This window comes from bacterium (genome assembly GCA_041648665.1).
GTDB lineage: Bacteria > UBA10199 > UBA10199 > 2-02-FULL-44-16 > JAAZCA01 > JAFGMW01.
On record JBAZOP010000021.1, the window covers coordinates 23,260 to 40,303 of the forward strand.

At 61.1% G+C, this 17,044-nt stretch carries 19 protein-coding genes; 8 read left to right on the forward strand and 11 right to left on the reverse strand.

The genetic code is table 11. The features are described 5' to 3' along the window. Positions 1–83 precede the first annotated feature (83 nt). Both WC683_08845 and WC683_08850 read left to right on the forward strand, forming a co-directional pair. Complete coding sequence (locus WC683_08845; protein MFA4972707.1) at positions 84–491, forward strand: hypothetical protein; 408 nt, start codon at positions 84–86, stop codon at positions 489–491. 453 nt (positions 492–944) lie between these two features. Beyond that, positions 945–1,349, forward strand: a complete 405-nt coding sequence (locus WC683_08850; GenBank protein MFA4972708.1) for a hypothetical protein — start codon at positions 945–947, stop codon at positions 1,347–1,349. A 68-nt stretch (positions 1,350–1,417) separates the two neighbouring features. On the opposite strand, the gene WC683_08855 is transcribed toward WC683_08850, so the two are convergent. Further along, positions 1,418–1,783: a hypothetical protein gene (locus WC683_08855; GenBank protein ID MFA4972709.1), complete on the reverse strand. Its 366-nt coding sequence runs from the start codon at positions 1,781–1,783 to the stop codon at positions 1,418–1,420. A gap of 59 nt (positions 1,784–1,842) precedes the next feature. On the opposite strand from WC683_08855, the gene WC683_08860 reads away from it, so the two are divergent. The 4 genes from WC683_08860 to WC683_08875 all read left to right on the forward strand — a co-directional run bounded on the left by WC683_08860 (position 1,843) and on the right by WC683_08875 (position 3,610). Next, positions 1,843–2,274, forward strand: coding sequence for a hypothetical protein (locus WC683_08860; GenBank protein ID MFA4972710.1), 432 nt, complete (start codon positions 1,843–1,845; stop codon positions 2,272–2,274). A gap of 46 nt (positions 2,275–2,320) precedes the next feature. Further along, positions 2,321–2,668: a hypothetical protein gene (locus WC683_08865; GenBank protein MFA4972711.1), complete on the forward strand. Its 348-nt coding sequence runs from the start codon at positions 2,321–2,323 to the stop codon at positions 2,666–2,668. A gap of 80 nt (positions 2,669–2,748) precedes the next feature. Beyond that, positions 2,749–3,144 carry a hypothetical protein gene (locus tag WC683_08870; GenBank protein ID MFA4972712.1) on the forward strand — a complete coding sequence of 132 codons (396 nt, stop codon included), beginning with the start codon at positions 2,749–2,751 and terminating at the stop codon, positions 3,142–3,144. 64 nt (positions 3,145–3,208) lie between these two features. Next, entirely contained in the window at positions 3,209–3,610 is a 402-nt protein-coding gene (locus WC683_08875; protein MFA4972713.1) for a hypothetical protein, read from the forward strand. 70 nt (positions 3,611–3,680) lie between these two features. Here WC683_08875 and dksA read toward each other — a convergent pair whose 3' ends face one another. Then, positions 3,681–4,049, reverse strand: a complete 369-nt coding sequence (gene dksA / locus WC683_08880) for an RNA polymerase-binding protein DksA (protein ID MFA4972714.1) — start codon at positions 4,047–4,049, stop codon at positions 3,681–3,683. A 79-nt stretch (positions 4,050–4,128) separates the two neighbouring features. Between dksA and WC683_08885 the strand changes: the two genes are divergently transcribed. Both WC683_08885 and WC683_08890 read left to right on the forward strand, forming a co-directional pair. Further along, positions 4,129–4,647: a DUF721 domain-containing protein gene (locus WC683_08885; protein MFA4972715.1), complete on the forward strand. Its 519-nt coding sequence runs from the start codon at positions 4,129–4,131 to the stop codon at positions 4,645–4,647. An 8-nt stretch (positions 4,648–4,655) separates the two neighbouring features. Beyond that, on the forward strand, positions 4,656–5,264 hold the full coding sequence (locus WC683_08890; GenBank protein ID MFA4972716.1) for a methyltransferase: 609 nt from the start codon (positions 4,656–4,658) through the stop codon (positions 5,262–5,264). Between the two features lie 12 nt (positions 5,265–5,276). Here the strand turns inward: WC683_08890 and WC683_08895 are convergent, their stop codons facing one another. The 9 genes from WC683_08895 to alr all read right to left on the reverse strand — a co-directional run. Then, positions 5,277–5,912, reverse strand: coding sequence for an L-threonylcarbamoyladenylate synthase (locus WC683_08895; protein MFA4972717.1), 636 nt, complete (start codon positions 5,910–5,912; stop codon positions 5,277–5,279). A 3-nt stretch (positions 5,913–5,915) separates the two neighbouring features. Then, positions 5,916–6,410: a 5-(carboxyamino)imidazole ribonucleotide mutase gene (gene purE / locus WC683_08900; protein MFA4972718.1), complete on the reverse strand. Its 495-nt coding sequence runs from the start codon at positions 6,408–6,410 to the stop codon at positions 5,916–5,918. Between the two features lie 11 nt (positions 6,411–6,421). Then, a complete protein-coding gene (gene purD, locus WC683_08905; GenBank protein ID MFA4972719.1) occupies positions 6,422–7,699 on the reverse strand; it encodes a phosphoribosylamine--glycine ligase in 1,278 nt (425 codons plus the stop codon). A gap of 67 nt (positions 7,700–7,766) precedes the next feature. Then, on the reverse strand, positions 7,767–11,465 hold the full coding sequence (locus tag WC683_08910) for a putative metal-binding motif-containing protein (GenBank protein ID MFA4972720.1): 3,699 nt from the start codon (positions 11,463–11,465) through the stop codon (positions 7,767–7,769). Between the two features lie 68 nt (positions 11,466–11,533). Beyond that, entirely contained in the window at positions 11,534–13,117 is a 1,584-nt protein-coding gene (purH, locus tag WC683_08915) for a bifunctional phosphoribosylaminoimidazolecarboxamide formyltransferase/IMP cyclohydrolase (protein ID MFA4972721.1), read from the reverse strand. Positions 13,118–13,149: 32 nt separating this feature from the next. Further along, the gene (locus tag WC683_08920; protein MFA4972722.1) at positions 13,150–14,514 is read right to left on the reverse strand and encodes an MlaD family protein; all 1,365 of its coding nucleotides are present in this window, start codon (positions 14,512–14,514) and stop codon (positions 13,150–13,152) included. Continuing rightward, positions 14,511–15,266, reverse strand: coding sequence for an ABC transporter ATP-binding protein (locus WC683_08925; protein MFA4972723.1), 756 nt, complete (start codon positions 15,264–15,266; stop codon positions 14,511–14,513). The genes WC683_08920 and WC683_08925 overlap by 4 nt, the downstream gene beginning before the upstream one ends. Next, positions 15,263–16,075, reverse strand: coding sequence for an ABC transporter permease (locus tag WC683_08930; GenBank protein ID MFA4972724.1), 813 nt, complete (start codon positions 16,073–16,075; stop codon positions 15,263–15,265). The genes WC683_08925 and WC683_08930 overlap by 4 nt, the downstream gene beginning before the upstream one ends. A gap of 164 nt (positions 16,076–16,239) precedes the next feature. Next, positions 16,240–17,044, reverse strand: an 805-nt coding sequence (gene alr / locus WC683_08935) for an alanine racemase (protein MFA4972725.1), incomplete at its 5' end; no start/stop codon positions are given.

A 17,044-nucleotide genomic window follows, 5' to 3' on the forward strand; every position in this document is an offset into this window, starting at 1 on the left:
TCGCTTTCCTAACGCGTTGAGTCTTACGCAATAACACTGCGCGTCTTGTCACCTTTGAAGGTGCGTGGAAGAGGTGCTCGCAAATGATCCACAACTATATTGAATGGCCGGAAGCATTAGAGGACTACGGTATGGAAGACCCACACACACGGAAAGACAATGCAGTCATGGGAGGAAGGTTTGCGCTCGCTCCGACCATGCGCATCAATGTGGTCAATAACCCACAGATCGGGATGGCGATAGATGAATCTATCGGCTTTATGCTGGATATCAGGAAAGTGACTCATCCTATGACGACGAGAAAAGATATGGCCGGGAACGAACTCAAATGGCCAGGGGAATGGACTGAAACCGAGGTGATTCCTGAAGGCATATCGATGACCAAGCTTGCTATGACGACGGGCGTGGGACTTGAGATTTACGTAGGGTTCTCGATCAGAACTAACGGCGATTATATCGTCCCACTGGGTTTGGAGTATCACTTTCAGTAGTACCTCTTTTGAGGCGGCGTTGGGTGGCCCATAAGCAGGGCTTCTGGGCCCTTGCCTGAAGTCGCCTTAAGGCGCGTTTACGAGACGAGCGTATGAGGAAATCAAAAGGCCGATTGGCGTCGCGGCTTGAAGGCTGACGCAAGGAAGACATTCAAGCCGCATGACGCTAACGGCCTTTTGACGACGAGTAGCGAGCGACGTGCGCCAGCGACGAAGGAAGGGCACGGAAGCCCTGCGGCAGCCTGCATTGAATCTGGTCACCCCTGCTGCGAATCGCAGCACCCTGTTCTGCATTCGAGATTTCCGGCTCCAGAAAACCGGATGATATTCAAGCCATTAGAATAGGGCATGGTCGAACGCTATGTGGCACGATTCCTGCTATGTCTTATTTATGAGAAATGCCTTGTTTGACAGGGCGGGGTTTGCTACCGGAATACCCCGCAGGGAGAGAGTATGAAGAAACGAAATACAACGGCAGAGATAATCAACATGACGATGGTCAGGCAAATGATCGTCCCAGTCTTTGAGGACATCAAAGACTTGATCAAATCGACTGTAAAAGCCACAGAGACGGTCTTGAGAAAGGACATCACAACGGAAATCTCAAAGGTCTCGGATGAGCTCAAACTCACGCAGTCAGCCTTGAAAGCAACAAAGGAAGACCTGGAATGTAAGATTGACTCCATGGGAAAGGACCTGCGCGGCGAAATCAAGGACAGCGAAATCCGCCTGACCGAGAGACTTCAGGGCAATATCAAGGACAGCGAAATCCGCCTCACGGAGAAAATCGATTCCATCCATATCCGTGTTGACGACCACGAGACCCGCATTATCGCACTAGAGAACCCTGGCCACTAGATTGCCATCACAAAAAAAGACCGGGGATTCTTCCCCGGCCTTATACCCTATTCTTACACCCTGCCTTTTCATGCCCCGTAGATCAGGAGCACGCCCAGGAACGCCGCGACGATCGCGCCGATGCGCCTCGCGCCTTCGGGCTTCGACTCCCACCAGTTCATAAATGCGACGCCGCGCTCAACACCCAGGAAAAAGAGGATGACGGCGCTGAGCAACATGAGCGCGCCGATCACGCCGACGATCCAGGGGAGCGCAGCCTGCGGAGTCGCTATGAGAAGGAGCAGGCCGAAGAGCGCCCTCAGCACCCCGATCGCGTATAAGCGTTTGCCGATCTTCAGGTATTCTATCAGCCTCGTTGCGAGTGCAGGCATGGTCGCGAAAACCACGCCGGAGATTGCGATGATGATTCCGATGCTCTTGATCAGATATGGCATGTATCCCCCTCTTTTATGAACACCTTTATACAACATCGGGTTTACTTTCCAAGAAAAATATGGTCCTCTATCGGCCTTCCGCAAAGGAGGCGCTCCATGAGAAACCTCACGTATCTGGCCATCATCGCCGCATCTGCCGCGGTTATCACCTGGGCACTCCCAGCCAGGGCCGGATACCCCATGATATCAGGCCTCAGGAACTGTGTGCTCAGCCCGGGTCAGTCAAGCGGCACCATCGTCTTCCAGGTAACGGACGACAGACCGGGCCTGACAATCTGACCCTGGGCTACAGCTCCGACAATCCCGCCCTCGTCCCTGCCGACGACGATCACATAATCCTGGGCGGCTCGGGTAAAGACAGGACCGTGCTGGTGAGGCCGGAGCCGGGTAGGACCGGACAGGCGACCATCACGATAACCGTGACCGACACCGACGGCGAAACGAACCAGGACGGCTTCGAGGTCGAGGTCGTGCAGGCGCCGAAAATCTAGACGAGTTTTTATTTCAAGAAATATCAACCAAAAGGGGGAAAAGATGATGAAAAAGATTCTGGTGGTGGCGATCGTCGCAGTAGCCCTGTCCGCAGCATGGTCGGTGTTCGTGAAAAACGCGTCAGCGAGCAAGTACAACAAGATGAAATATTCCGCCCCGGTCTCCGCCGAGGTGGCGGACGCGGAGAAGGTCCGCAGCATGAACGACTGCATGTCCTACACAGCCAACCATGTGAGCAAGGGGAACGAGGCCGACCACGCGCTCTTCTCCAAACAGTTCGGGAAGGCGACGAACACGAGCGGGGCCGTCGCGACTTACAACTACGACGACTACACGAAGATCATGCTCGACTGCTCGCGCAGGCTTTGTTCCTGCCGCTGCCTCAGCAAGTAAGCTGGCTGCACGAGAGCGCGCAGGGCCGGGCGGACATCGAAGCCGGGCCCTGCGTCTTCTTTTTTGCGAGGGATAAGACCATGACAAAAGACGAGAACCATCTGGGGATCCTCTCGACATTTTACTACGTAGTCGCGGCGCTCGCAGGCATCTTCTCCTGCATGCCCTTCATCCATATAACCATCGGCGTCGCCATGCTCTTAGGCGTCATGGACTCAAGTACGGGCGAAGCGCCGCCGGCGTTCCTCGGGTGGATATTCATCATCGTCGGCGCGCTCGTCTCGCTCATGGGCTTTGCATACACCGTCATGCTGATCCTGACCGGCAGGTTTCTCAAACACCGAAGGCACTACACGTTCTGCCTCGTAATCGCCGGCATGAGCTGTCTGTTCATGCCCTTTGGCACGGTCCTAGGGATATTCTCGATCATCCTGCTCTCGAAGCCGGAGTTGAAGGCCATGTTCGATCACGCCTGATCCTGTTCGTCGAACCCGTCCTTTTTTATAGTCTTTTTCCGATTTGTCGTGTATATACTGAGGTATGAAAAAACTCATAATCTGCTTATTCGTGTCAGTCCTTTTCTATTCATCGCAGGCAGCAGCCATGCACATGCTCTACGCACAGGCCATCGCCCCTGCCGCCTCCACTGAGACGCTGCAAGCCGCCGGCTTCGAGTCCAGCCCTGAGTGGGGAAAACTGGGCGACACCCTGCAGGCCGCCTGGCAGACCGCAAAGGTCTCGGGCGATATGTCTCAGAAGCTGGAGTGCTTCGTCCGTGTGGAGGCACCGTTCGACCAGGGCGATGCGAGCTTCCTGCAGAGCAACGGCTTCAATGTGAGCACCTCCGGCGGGAACGTGGTGAGGGGGCATGTCACCGCGGCCAACCTGCAGTCCGTGGCCAAATTACCGTTCGTAAAAAAGATCAACCTGGCTACAAAGTGACCGGATATTTCAAAGGCAATAAAAAAAGGGCCGCTGAGATCCAGCGGCCCTTTGATTCGTAGATTTTCGCCTACTCTGCGAACCCCTTCTCCAGCTTCTCCAGCTCCTCCTTGCAGCGGATGCAGAGCTCAGCCACAGGCCTCGCGTCCAGCCTCTTGACGCCGATCTCTTCGCCGCAGCGTTCGCAGATCCCGAACTCGCCGTCCTCCATCTTTTTGAGGGTCTTGTCTATCTTCTTGAGGAGAACGAGTTCCCTGTCGCGGAGCCTTAGGTTCAGGGCCTGGCCGGTCTCCGTGGAGGCCAGATCGACCTCGTCCGGCAGGTCGGCCTGCTCTACCATCATGACGTCGCTCTCGCGGGTGCTCTGTGCGGCGTCCACTATCGCCTTCCGCCGTTCGGTCAGGATTTTTTTGAACTTATCTATATCTTTTTTCTTCATCGCGGCTCCTTGGGAGGTGTGAATATTCCGTAAATAGCCGTGAGTGTCAACTCCAAAGACCCCTTGGCTTAGACCTTGCATGAGACCACCCCCTCTGCTACTGCGGCTCTTCATGAGGCAGAGGAGAAAGGCATTTGTAACTCCTGCGGACGTGCTGGGAGCGAAGCACAGCGACCGCAGGATCAAGGAGGGAATCCGACTCTACCGCATCTGGGACCTCTGGCCCACGATCGCCGGCGAGACCCTCGCCCCCCATGCCATACCCGCCAGGTGGCAGGGTCGCGACCTCATCGTGAAGGTGGAGCACAGCGCATGGGTGCAGGAACTCTCATTCATAAAGGATACGCTGAAAGAGAAGATCGCGAAGGCCCTGCCGGGCATTGACATAAGGCAGATCCGTTTCGAGGTGGGCAAGCTTCCAGAGCCGCCCAAGGGCGCGCTGAAGGCCAGGCCAAGGATTTCACGCAGGCTTTCGAGCGACGAGGTCGAGTTCATAGAGCAGGCGGCGAAGGAGATCCCGGACGGAGAGGTCCGCGAGAGCGCCCGAAGCGCCATGCAAAAGGGTTTTGGTTTAAAAGGCCCGCTGAAAAAATCATAATACCCCTTATGAAACTCACATCGGAATATTTTGAGAGCGCGAACATCACGGCATGGCAGCCGGAGCGCGGGCATCGCTACGGCCATGAGAGCATGGCGCTGGCGGAGTTCGCAAAGATAAGTCCAGGACAGCGCGTCGCAGAGTTGGGTTCAGGGATCGGACTGATATCGCTCCTGCTCGCCGCGAGGCGCCAACCTTCGGAGGTAGTCGCCGTTGAAATACAGCCGGCATTTCACAAGATCGCAGCGAGAAATGTGAAAGAAAATGGATACGATTCCGTCGTGCGCTGCGTGAACGAGGACTATCGAAAGTTTGCAGGCGCAAACAAAGGGGCATTCGATTGCGTGGTCTCCAACCCACCCTTCTATCGCGCGGGCGAAGGCAGGCTCTCGCCGGATCCCTCTCGCGCCGCGGCCCGCCATGAGCTCAATGGCACTATAGATGAGCTCGTTCAATCAGCCCACGCCCTGCTCTTGCCAGGCGGATTTTTCTTTGTGGTCTTTGACGCAAGGAGGGATGAAGAGCTCAAGTCCGCTGCCAAAAGCGCCGGTTTCAAGGGCATCAAGGTCGAAGATACACCCGGCCCTGCCTTTATACTCGCAGCATTAAACAGATAATATCTTGCAGGATCACCCCTGAAAGCACTTGATCACTTCTTCCGCCGGGATTGCGCCGTCGCGGATGATGCGCATGGTCTCATCGCCGATATCCACGACCGTCGAGCCGCGGGTCGGCGCACACTCGCCGCCATCGATGATGCACGGCAGCTTCTCCCCGAAGTACTTGCGCACGTGCTTCACGGCGAGCGAAGGGGGGAAGCCGGAGAGGTTGGCGCTGGTGGTGGTGATGGGACGGCCGAACTGCTGCACCAGGGCCGCGGCCACCGGGTGCGAAGAAATCCTGATGCCGACCTTGCCGGTGTTGGTGACCAGACCCTTGGGGATTATCGACGACGCAGGAAACAGGATCGTCAGCGCGCCAGGCCAGAACTTGCGCATGAGGAGCAGCGCGCGGTCCGGGACCTCGCTCACCACCTCGCGCAGCATCCTCAAGTCAGCGACCAATATGGATATCGGCAGCCCGTAGTCGCGCGCCTTGAGGTCGTAGATGCGTTTGACCGCCTTGCGGTCCGTCACGTCCGCGCCCAGCCCATAGATCGTCTCGGTGGGATATGCGATCACCTGCCCGCGGCGCAGATATTCCACCGCCTTCTCTATCTCCGTCGAATCCGGCGCCTTGGGGTCGATGTTGATTATCTCGGTCATAAATTATGATTGCAGCTCTTTGTCCGTGGCCTCCACCTTTTTGGCCATCTCTTTTCGCGACTCCTCGAGCTTCTTTGCAAGCACATCGTCCGAGAGCGCCAGCATCTGCGCAGCGAGGATCCCCGCGTTGCGCGCGCCGGCCTTGCCCACCGCAACCGTGGCTACCGGTATCCCCGCCGGCATCTGGACGGTGGCGAGCAGCGCATCGAGGCCCTTGAGAGAGGATGAATCGAGCGGCACGCCTATCACCGGCAGCGTGGTGTTCGCCGCTATCGCGCCCGCCAGGTGAGCAGCGAATCCGGCGCCCGCGATCACGACCCTTATCCCCTCTGCCTTCGCCTTCCTCGCGAGCTCCGCCGCCTTGTCGGGCGTGCGGTGCGCGCTGGCGATGTGCATGCGGCTCGTAACACCGAGCTCGGCGAGGGCCCGGCGCGCCTCCTCCATGACCTCTAGGTCGCTCTTGCTCCCCATCACTATGAGCACCTGCGGTTTTGCCATATCTGCTCCTCTCAAGCCGGGGCCTTCAAGGCCTTCGCGCCTATGTCCTTCCTGAAACGCACTCCATCCCAGTTGATTTTTCCCACGGCGTCATACGCCCGCTCGATCGCAGCCCGCATGTCGCCGCCGAGCGCAGTCACGCCCAGCACGCGTCCGCCGCTGGTGACTACCGAATCGCCCCGCCGCGCAGTTCCGGCGTGGAAGACCACCACGTCCTTCATGTCGGCCGCCGCAGCAATCCCCTCTATCTCTCTCCCCTTCTCGTATTCGCCCGGATACCCGCCCGAGGCCATGACCACGCATACGGAAGGCCTGTCATCCCACTCGAGTTCGAGCTCCGAGAGCCTGCCGTCGCACGCGGCCGTGAGGACGAGCGCAAGATCCGTCTTGAGGCGCATGAGCAACGGCTGCGTCTCCGGATCTCCGAAACGCGCGTTGAACTCCAGCACCCTCGGCTCCCCGTCCTTTATCATGAGGCCGGCGTAGAGCACGCCGACGAACGGGGCGCCCTCCTTCGCCATGCCCTCCAGCACGGGCTTCATTATCCTCTTCATCACTTTTTCAGCGACGTCCTTTGTGACGATCCGCGCCGGCGAGATCGCGCCCATGCCGCCGGTGTTGGGGCCCTGGTCCCCGTCGTACGCCGCCTTGTGGTCCTGCGATGACGCGAGCGGCAGCACGGTCCTGCCGTCGCAGAGGGCGATGAAGGAGGCCTCCTCGCCCGTGAGAAACTCCTCTATCACCACGCGGCCGCCCGCATCGCCGAAGCGGCGCAAAGAGAGCATGTCCTTGAGCGCCTCTTCCGCCAGAGCGAAGTCCCGGCAGATGATCACGCCCTTTCCCTGCGCCAGGCCGTCGGCCTTCACCACGAGCGGATATCTCTCATCCCTCGCGTAATCGAGCGCAGGCGCAAGTTCGCCGAACGTCTTTGATCTCGCAGCAGGTATGTTGTGCCTGGCGCAGAAATCCTTTGCAAAGACCTTTGAGCTCTCCAGCGATGCGGCTTCCCTGGACGGTGCGAAGATCCGAAGCCCCGCCTTTTTGAAGAGCTGTTCGATGCCGGCCGCGAGCGGCGCCTCCGGCCCCACGACCGTGAGATCGATGCCGCTCTTGCCGGCGAAATCGAGGAGGCCCTTGATGTCCTCCGCCTTGATCGGGACGCATTCCGCCTGTTCCTCGATCCCGGCATTGCCCGGCGCGCAGAAGATCTTGGAGACCATAGGAGATTGGGCGAGCTTCCAGACTATGGCATGCTCCCTGCCCCCGCTGCCCACGACCAGGACCTTCAATTGAACCTCCGCATTAGGAATGCGCTCTATATTCCGGAAACGTATGGCAAATCAAGGATTATCGTGGTTAGGGTTTCCCAGATATCTCGGTGATCGATTCCACGGCGCCGTTGCGGCCCAAGACCGCCTTTGAGCGCACAGAGGCGCCGGCGACATCCGTGGCCTCGACCGTGATCTCAATCGGCCACAGCCCCACAGCGGATGCATCCCCCTTTGGGGAGAAGCGCAGCCACCCATCCTCGATCCCGTCTATCCAGTGGTCCAGGGCGCCGCCGTGCCTTGCCCTTATCCATGCGCGATATTTGAGTTTGTCGCCCGTGGGATCGGTGAAGGCGAACCTCGCCTTGCCCAAAACACCGTTGAAACCTATGTCCAAGATCCTGCCGGAGGGCGCCTCATTGGAGTTCCAATAGATAAAGCCCATGCTGCCCACGACGCGGCCCGCCTTCTGCATCTCGAATGCCGCGAAGAGATCCGAACCGCCGTAGTCCTTCAGCGGAATCGCGGCCATGGCGTGCGGAGCGTTGAACGAAAATTTGCCGCCCGGAGACACGTCGTCCTGAGCAGACCTCGGCTCGAAGCGGCCTCCCCCGTGAGGGTAGAGCATCAGCGAGCCGTCTGCGACCCTCGCCATCGAGGCCGCGCTCACGCTGCGCTCCTGACCCACCACCACGTAGCTCTGCGCCGCAGCACCGCCCTTCGCCTCGACGGCGTCCTCCACCCCGCCCCCGATGGTCGCACTCGCGGCCCTGCCCGAGGGGGAGAGGGTCATCTTCCAACCTTCCTTGGCCTGTCTGGCCAGATAGGCCTCCCCATCCTCTGAAACGACGAGGGCCTCAAAAAGCCCCTTGCCCTGGTCCACGCGCAGGACGAAGACCGCCGGCGAATCGATCTCAGGCGCCTCCGAGAGTTCGCAGCGCCAACCCGGCTCCGGGGAATGACGGCAGATTCCGATCGAGCTCTTGCCGTCCGCCCGCGCGGCCACGAATATCGGAGGCCGCTTCCCCTGGCCGAGCGCCGTTATGAGCACCCCCTCGATCTCGCCCGCCTCAGCTATGACCGGCACGAACTCGTGCGAAAGGGCCGCCCCCTCCTCGGCCGATACGACGTCGAGCCCCAGCGTCTCGCTCACGCGCGCCCGCGACGCCCCCAGCCTGGTCCCGCACCTGACGGCGCCGGCGAACGCGAGCGGCGACTCGCCCAGGATCGTCATGGATTCGATCGACTTCACGTCGCAGGCCGTCCTGCCATGTTTTGTCGAGAACTCACGGGCATCCGGAATCTGCAGGCGCTCGCCGTAGAGGCGGCAGGATTTATCGCCGGCATCGGGCGACGGTATCTGCGACGATATTTTGTGATACCGAAGATAGCCGCGGCCGGTCGAGGCGAACACGCTGCCGTCCTTCTCTGCTGCGGCTATAAGCACCGGATGTTCTCCAACCGACGACTCGCAGGCGGTGAAGGAGAACTGCTCCTTCGCCGCGTCCTTTGCACGGAGCACTGCGAAGCCCGCCTTGTCATCCGTCGACCCGCTGACGAGCAGGATCGCGCTCTCGGGGGAGGAGGGGTGCAGCACGATCGAGTCGTACACCTCCCTCCATGGAATGACGGACGCGCGCGTTCGCGCAGGGTCGAAAAGCCCTCCGCTCCCGACCGACGACAGGGACTCTGCCGCTGCAGGGGCAGCGCCGCCGCCGTCCTTCTCACAGTAGTTGGGCGTGCCGTCAGAGTCGTCATCCTGGGCGTCCGCCGGATTCGCCGGAACGCAGATCATGTTCTCGGCGTCGCCCAGGCAGGAGAGCTTTCCGCGGATCACGCACGTGCCGACCGTGACCGCGCACGCCTTGCCGCCGCCCGTCACATCGTCGACCACACCGTTGCAGTCGTCGTCCACACCCATATTGGAGCACTTCTCCGGGACAGGGTCCCCAGGCAGGCACCGGACTTCTTTGCCGTCCTGGCAGGCGGCGACCTCCCTCATGCACGCGCCTATCCCGCATTGCCTGGCGCCGAGATCCTCGTCCACCTCACCGTCGCAATCGTCGTCGATGCCGTTGCACTCCTCAGCGCGGCCGAAGAGCGACTGCACGCAGACCATCAGCCCGTCGGGCTGACAGATGTACACCCCCTTCGCACAGGGACCGGTCTTTTCGGCGATGGCGCACTCGCTGCCCGGGACCGCCGGCAGATCCGCGCAGCCCCCGCAGGCGTTTTTCGAACCCCGTCCGATCGGATCGTGGATGCAGCCCAGCGCCACATCGCACGAATCCTCGGTGCATTCATTATTGTCGTCGCACGCGAGCATGATACCGCCCGCGCATTCGCCCTCGATGCAGACCTCGTTCATTGTGCAGGAGTCGCCGTCGTCGCAGGAGAGGCCCCCTGCGGCCGGCTCGTGAGAACACCTTCCATCCCTGCAGACGTCGATCGTACAGGGATTTTCGTCGGTCATGCACTTGGCCCCGTCGGTCATCGCCGCGTCGAAGGAGCATGTCGCGGCGCCCTTCTCTTCCGCGGAGCAGGCGAAGAGCCCGGTCGCGCACACATCGCCGCCGGACACCCTGCACTTTTCGCCGATCTTCCCGGGGAGCTCGCCGCAGCCTTTGCACTCGTTCTGCACCTCCTCGTCGATCTCGCCGTCGCAGTCGTTGTCCAGCCCGTCGCAGATCTCCTTTGCGGACGCGACGGGGCCAACGCTGCACTCGAGCTCGCCGGTGGCGGGTTTGCAGACGAATACGCCGTCCCTGGCGCACATGCCGAGGAGGTTGTTCGAGCACGCGCCCCCGAGGCCCGGCGCATCCGTGTCGATCTGGCCGTCGCAGTCGTCGTCTATCCCGTTGCCGCAGATCTCCGCAGCCGGCTCGGCCGGTTTGGCGGAACAGGTGAGAGAGAGCCCGTCTGCAGAGCAGATCATCTTGCCCGCCGCCTTGCACGCGCCCACACCCTCGTAGCAGGTGCGGCCGAGATCGGCGTATCCCTCGTCCACCTTGCCGTCGCAGTTGTTGTCTATATCGTCGCCGCAGAGCTCTGGACCGGGCTCAGCCGGCGCGCACTGAGCTGCTTTCCCGCCGGAGCATGCGGCCACCCTGCGCATGCATGCCCCGACGCCGCAGCTGATCTCGCCCAGATCCTCGTCGACCTTGCCGTCGCAGTCGTTGTCCAGCCCGTCGCAGATCTCCTGCGCAGGCTCGCCCGGCACCGCGTCGCAGAGCGCGCCCGAGCCGTCCGGCCTGCACGAGATCCTTCCGGAGGCCTGGCAGACGCCGAGGCCGACAGTGCAGCGGCCGCCCACGTTGAAACCGTCATCGATGAGTCCGTTGCAGTTGTTGTCCGCCCCATCGCAGCGCTCGACCGCGTCGGGGTGGACGGACGCATCGCGATCGTTGCAGTCGCCGCTGCAGGTAGTGTAGCCGTCGTCGTCGCGGTCAAAGCCGTCGTCGATACGCCCGTTGCAATCGTCGTCCTCTCCGTTGCAGAGCTCCATCCTCTCGCCCGGGTTGATAGTGGGTTCGCAGACAGGGCCGCGGCCCTCGCAGTTCCATATGCCCCTACCGCAGATCCCGGGTTTGCCCGTCTTGCACGGCTGGTTGCAGGCAACGCACTCCCGCGTCGAGGAATGGAAGGAATAGCCGGCCGCGCATTTCTCCTCTGCCGCCGCATCCGGTTCATCCTGAATGGCTTCCTGCGCTGACGATAAATAAGAAAAGGTTAATGATACCAAAAGGATAGAGGATATTATGAGGATACGTCGAGCCTTGCCCAGCATGGGGAGCAAGATAAATTGAGCCGCGTCCCAGATCAAGAGAATAGCGGAGATTTTGCGCGTCACAAATTTCAGTGCCTGAAGTGCCTCACCCCTGTGAATACCATCGCCATATCGTGTTCATCCGCCGCAGCGATCGCCTCTTCGTCGCGGACAGAGCCGCCGGGCTGGACCACCGCAGTCGCGCCCGCCCCTGCGGCAGCGTCCACGCCGTCGCGGAACGGGAAGAACGCGTCAGATGCGATGACCGAGCCCGAAAGGTCGAGCTTCGCGTCGGCGGCCTTCATCACCGCGACCTTGGCCGAGTCGACCCGGCTCATCTGGCCTGCGCCGATGCCGATCGCGCGGCCGCCCTTCGCGTAGACGATGGCGTTCGATTTGACGTGTTTGGCTATGCGCCACGCGAACTCGAGGTCGCGCCACTCCGCCTCGGTGGGGGCGCGCCTGGTGACCACCTTGCCCTCGCGCACGGACTCGCGGCTCGTGTCGCGATCCTGGACGAGCAGCCCGCCCACGACCTTGCGCGTGTTCCATCCCGACGGCGTGAACGGCTCGCCCAGCCCCGGGAGTTCGAGCAGCCTCAGGTTCTTCTTCTTGGAGAGGATCTCCAGCGAGGGCTTATCAAAGGAGGGCGCCACTATCACCTCGAAGAAGGTCTCGCCGATCTTTGTCGCGGTGGCCGCGTCCATCGGTTTGTTGAGGCCGATTATCCCTCCGAAGGATGATAGGGGGTCGCACCCGAAGGCATTCTCATATGCCTCTGCGAGCGACTTGTCCGAGACCGCCGCGCCGCAGGGGTTCGCGTGCTTCACGATCACCGCGGCGTACTTGCTGTTCGCGAGGTCCTTCACCATCCCCAGCACCGCGTCCGCGTCCATGATGTTGTTGTACGAGAGCTCCTTGCCCTGGAGCTGGCGCGCGTTCACGATCGCAGGCTCGGATATGCCTGCCGGATCGCGGTAGAACGCCGCCTTCTGGTGCGGGTTCTCGCCATAGCGCAGGGATTGAACGAGCTCGAAGGTGAACCCCACGTTCGCAGGCATATCGAGCTTCTTGCCGTCGTCGTCCATCGAGCTGAGATACGATATGATCGCAGAGTCGTAGCGGGCAGTGGCGGCGAAGACCTTCTTGGCGAGGCGGAACCTGGTCTCTTTCGTGAGGGCGCCTCTGTTCCGGTCCATCTCCTCGATCAGACCGGCGTAGTCCGCGCTGTCCACCACGACCGCAACGTCCTCGTGGTTCTTCGCGGCCGAGCGCAGCATCGTGGGGCCGCCGATGTCTATGTTCTCGATCGCGTCTTCGAATCTGCAGCCCGGTTTCGCGATCGTGGCCTCGAACGGGTAGAGGTTGACCGCGACCAGGTCGATCGGGCCGATGTCGTTGCGCCTCATCTCATCGGCGTGTTTGGGATCAGACCTTCGGCCCAGAAGGCCGCCGTGTATCTTCGGGTGAAGGGTCTTGAGCCTGCCGTCCAGTATCTCGGGCGAGCCGGTGTAATCGGCGACGTCGATCACGGGGACCCCGGCGTCGCGCAGCGCCTTCGCCGTGCCGCCGGTGGAGATGATCTCCACCCCCCTCTTTTGCAGGGCCTTTGAGAATTCGACCACCCCGGTCTTGTCGGACACGCTGATCAGAGCCCTTGAAATCCTGTTCATCATCTCTCCCTTTCTCCCTTCACAAAATGCGGTTATTTCACCATGCTGGCGCCCAGCGGGGCCACGCGCTTCAAGTGTTCGTCCACGAAGCGGAAGCCCGCGCCGAAGAACCAGTCAGGCCTGTTGGTGGGCGCTATGACGTCGTTCGCGCCTCCGATCAGGTAGAAGTTGTCCGTGATATCGATGTCGCCCGACAGCTTGAGCGTCGGCCTCTCGCCATAGCGAGTCTGGAAGTCGTACGCGGAGGCGTGGAGCCCCACAGGCCCCTTCTCGTAGTCTATGCCCACGCCGCCGGTGGATTCTATGATTCCGCCCCTGACCTGGAAGTCGTAGAACTTCTTCGCCAGCTGGGCCGAGACCCGGAGGGCGTTGCGGTTGATCGTGGATGTGTCGGTGGTGACCGTCGTCGTGTTGTTGCCGACCGTGACGTCGGTGGTGCGGGTCACGTGGGTCGGGTTCGGGTTCGGGTCGGAGACCAGGCCCAGCATGAACGCGGAGTCAGGCGACGGCCTTATGGTGAAGTCGACGTAGTTCTTGAAATCCTCGGTCTGGGTCAGGTACTCGAGGTGATAGCCGATCTCGGTCTCGAACCGCTTGAACCCGCCGAGCGTCTGGTTGAGATTGTCCGCCGCCTCGTTGAGCTTGTCCACGGTCTCGTCGTCGTTGATGAGGCGGCCCACCGTGCCCTTGCCCTCGTCGATCTTGCGCGTGATCGAGGCGATGCGCTGCATCGACTCCTCCACGTCCGCCTTGCCCTGGGACATCACCTCCGTGAGGTGCTCCGAGAGCTCGGCCAGGTTCTCGCTTATGCGGTTGACGTTCTCCGAGTTCTGGAGCGCGAGGGTCTTGATCGTCTCGGTGAACTGGTCGAGGTTGTTCACTATCCTGTTGATGGGCGCGCTCTCGTCTTCGCCCACCATGGTCTTGAGCGAGCCGGTGACATGTTTGATGTCCGCCGCGATCTCGTTGAACTGATTGACCAGCGAGTTCATGTCTCCGGTGCGGAAGGAGTACGGTATCATGCCCTCCTCTTTCAGGATCGGCAGATCCGGAGTGCCCGGGATCACCTCGACGTAGGTCTCTCCAAGAAAACCCCTGGTGCGCAGCACCGCCGTGCTGTCCTCGGAGAGCCTCACCTCGTCCGAGAGCGCCAGCGTGACCAGCGCCTTTCTCGAACCCACGAGCTCTATGTCCTTGACCACGCCGACCTGCACGCCGGCGAGTTCGACCGGGGCCTTGAGTTTGAGGCCGGTCGCATTCTCGAACTCTGTCTTGAGGAGATAGCCGCCGCCGTGCACGGAGGTCCTGTCACCCACGCGGAAGGTCGCCCACGCGAGCAACACGAGGATCGCCGCTGCGAACGCCCCGACCTTGAACTCGGTGGTGAACTTTATCACTCCCCCTCCCTCTTCCCTGCGCCTATGCCCCCTGCTGCGAGAAACGCGCGGACCACGGGATTCGACGAGCGCCTGAACGCGTCGGGCGCGCTCTTCTCCACTATGCGGCCGTCATGGATCATCGCAATCTGGTCTGCCACGCGAAAAGCCGAGCTGATATCGTGGCTTATGACGATGGAGGTAACGCGGAGCTCTTTCTGCATTGAGAGTATCAGGTTGTCAATAGCCAGGGTCATCACCGGGTCGAGGCCGGTCGTCGGCTCGTCGTATAGTACTATGGCCGGCGCGAGCACGAGCGCGCGCGCCAGCCCCACGCGCTTGCGCATACCGCCGGAGAGCTCGGAGGGCATCTTGTCGACGGCCCCCTCCAGGCCGACGAGGGCCAGCTTCTGTCTCACGATCCTCTCTACGTCCGGCATCGCCCGGCCCCTCGCGCTCTCGATCAGAGGGAAGGCCACGTTCTCGAACACTGAGAGCGAGTCGAAGAGCGCCGCGCTCTGGAAGAGCATGCCGAAGCGGCGCCTGAAATCCGTGAGCTCCTTGTCGCCCAACCTGGATATGTCCACCCCGTCGACCTTCACGCTGCCGTGGTCTGGGGAGAGCAGGCCTATGATGTGCCGAAGCAGCACGGTCTTGCCGGAGCCGGAGGGACCGAGGATGACGGTGATCTTGCCCTTTGGAATCTCAAGATCGATGCCCTTGAGAACCGCCGTGCCGTTGAAAGATTTGTGGACGTTTTTTATTTCGATCATTTGGACACGTACTCCAGTATCCACGTGGTCAGGAAGTAATCCACGATCAGGATCGTGACCGCCGAGACCACCACCGCGCGCGTCGTGGCCCTGCCCACCCCCTTGGCCCCCCTGCGCGTGTTGAATCCCATGTAGCAGCTTACGCAGGCTATTAGAAAGCCGAAGATCGTGGCCTTGATCATCCCTCCCCAGATGTCGTCGGCGTCGACGTAGTGATAGAGCTTGGTCATGAACGGACCCTCGCCTATCCCGAGGAGATGGATGCCGACCAGGTAGGCGCCCAGCACGCCGACGAAGTTGTAGATCATCGTGAGGAGCGGGACCATGAAGGTGGTCGCGACCACGCGCGGCACGACCAGGTACTGGATCGGGCTCACTGCCATGGTCTCGAGCGCGTCTATCTGCTCGGTCACCCTCATCGTGCCCAGCTCCGCGGCCATGGCCGAGCAGGCGCGCGCGGTGACCATGAGCGCCGCGAAGACCGGGGCCATCTCGCGGGTGAGCGAGAGTCCCACCGTCGCGCCGACCATGCTCTCCATGTTGAAGAGCGCGTAGACCTTGCCGGTCTGGAGAGCGAAGACCGCGCCTGTGAAAATCGCGGTCAGCGAGACGATCCAGACGGACTTCAATCCCACGAACTCCATCTGTTTCGCGAACTGATCGACCCGAAGGGGCGGGCGAAAGGTCCAGAGCATCGTCTGCCACACGAATTCACACCAGCGCCCCAGCTCCCTCATGAGCGCGATGATCCTGCTGCCGACGATCGTGAAGGTCGGCGTCACGAGCTGAATTGTTCTCTCTTTTAACATTTGAGTTCCGTGACTAGTACAGTGCAGAGTTAATTTTTCCTAGTTTGTCATCGTTTGTCATCCCCGAGTGTTTTAATCGGGGATCCAGTCCTGCATTCCCCTTGGCTGGATTCCCGCTTACATCCGCGGGAATGACAACCTTAAAAAATTAACTTTACAGTGTGCTAGTCGCGCTTGTAGATGCGCGGCATCCTCTTTGAAACGCCGCAGAGTATCTCGTAGGGGATGGTGCCTGCCCAGCCTGCGAGCTCCTTGAGCGTTATGGATTCGCCGCCCTGGGCCCCCATGAGCACCACCTCATCGCCCACGGAGACGCCCTCTATGTCCGTCACGTCGATGACGATCATGTCCATGGTCACCCGCCCTGCCACCGGCGCCCTCCTGCCGCGTATCAATACCTGGGCCTTGCCCGAGAGAGCCCACGGGTATCCGTCGGCATAGCCGATCGGCACGATCGCGAGCCTGGAGCGTCTCTTAGTCGTGAACGTGCAGCCGTAGCTCACCTTCGAGCCCTCGGGCACGTGCTTGAGCAGCATCACCCTGCTCTCGAGGCCCATCACGAGGTCGAGGCTGCCCCGCAGGGGATGATCGAAATCGCAGTCCCCGAAGAGCGCGAGACCGGGCCTCGCCCAGACCTCCTCCGCGCCGTCGAACTCAAGGCCCGCGCCGCGCATTATCGCTGTGGAGTTGGCCGCGTGCCAGACGCGCACAGGGCCGATCGCGGCCTCGATCTCTTTTTTGCAGGAAACGAACTTCTCGATCTGGCCGGAGGAGAATTCCTCATCACCCGCGTCGGCGAGATGCGTCATCACACCCTCGACGCGCAGGTGCGGACAGGATTTGAATTTTGCGAGCACCTGCGGCAGTGCCTCGGGCCGGACGCCGAGCCTGGACATGCCGGTGTCGATCTTCAGGTGTACGTCCGCCGAGCGGCCTGCCCTGACCGCCGCCTCCTCGAGGGAATCCAGC

What these genes read in the sequence shown, in the direction of transcription:
- WC683_08845 (MFA4972707.1), top strand. Translation starts at nt 84, where the DNA reads ATGATCCACAACTATATTGAATGGCCGGAAGCATTAGAGGACTACGGT.
- WC683_08850 (MFA4972708.1), top strand. Translation starts at nt 945, where the DNA reads ATGAAGAAACGAAATACAACGGCAGAGATAATCAACATGACGATGGTC.
- WC683_08855 (MFA4972709.1), bottom strand. Translation starts at nt 1,783, where the DNA reads ATGCCATATCTGATCAAGAGCATCGGAATCATCATCGCAATCTCCGGC.
- WC683_08860 (MFA4972710.1), top strand. Translation starts at nt 1,843, where the DNA reads ATGGTCCTCTATCGGCCTTCCGCAAAGGAGGCGCTCCATGAGAAACCT.
- WC683_08865 (MFA4972711.1), top strand. Translation starts at nt 2,321, where the DNA reads ATGAAAAAGATTCTGGTGGTGGCGATCGTCGCAGTAGCCCTGTCCGCA.
- WC683_08870 (MFA4972712.1), top strand. Translation starts at nt 2,749, where the DNA reads ATGACAAAAGACGAGAACCATCTGGGGATCCTCTCGACATTTTACTAC.
- WC683_08875 (MFA4972713.1), top strand. Translation starts at nt 3,209, where the DNA reads ATGAAAAAACTCATAATCTGCTTATTCGTGTCAGTCCTTTTCTATTCA.
- dksA (MFA4972714.1), bottom strand. Translation starts at nt 4,049, where the DNA reads ATGAAGAAAAAAGATATAGATAAGTTCAAAAAAATCCTGACCGAACGG.
- WC683_08885 (MFA4972715.1), top strand. Translation starts at nt 4,129, where the DNA reads ATGAGACCACCCCCTCTGCTACTGCGGCTCTTCATGAGGCAGAGGAGA.
- WC683_08890 (MFA4972716.1), top strand. Translation starts at nt 4,656, where the DNA reads ATGAAACTCACATCGGAATATTTTGAGAGCGCGAACATCACGGCATGG.
- WC683_08895 (MFA4972717.1), bottom strand. Translation starts at nt 5,912, where the DNA reads ATGACCGAGATAATCAACATCGACCCCAAGGCGCCGGATTCGACGGAG.
- purE (MFA4972718.1), bottom strand. Translation starts at nt 6,410, where the DNA reads ATGGCAAAACCGCAGGTGCTCATAGTGATGGGGAGCAAGAGCGACCTA.
- WC683_08910 (MFA4972720.1), bottom strand. Translation starts at nt 11,465, where the DNA reads ATGCTGGGCAAGGCTCGACGTATCCTCATAATATCCTCTATCCTTTTG.
- purH (MFA4972721.1), bottom strand. Translation starts at nt 13,117, where the DNA reads ATGAACAGGATTTCAAGGGCTCTGATCAGCGTGTCCGACAAGACCGGG.
- WC683_08925 (MFA4972723.1), bottom strand. Translation starts at nt 15,266, where the DNA reads ATGATCGAAATAAAAAACGTCCACAAATCTTTCAACGGCACGGCGGTT.
- WC683_08930 (MFA4972724.1), bottom strand. Translation starts at nt 16,075, where the DNA reads ATGTTAAAAGAGAGAACAATTCAGCTCGTGACGCCGACCTTCACGATC.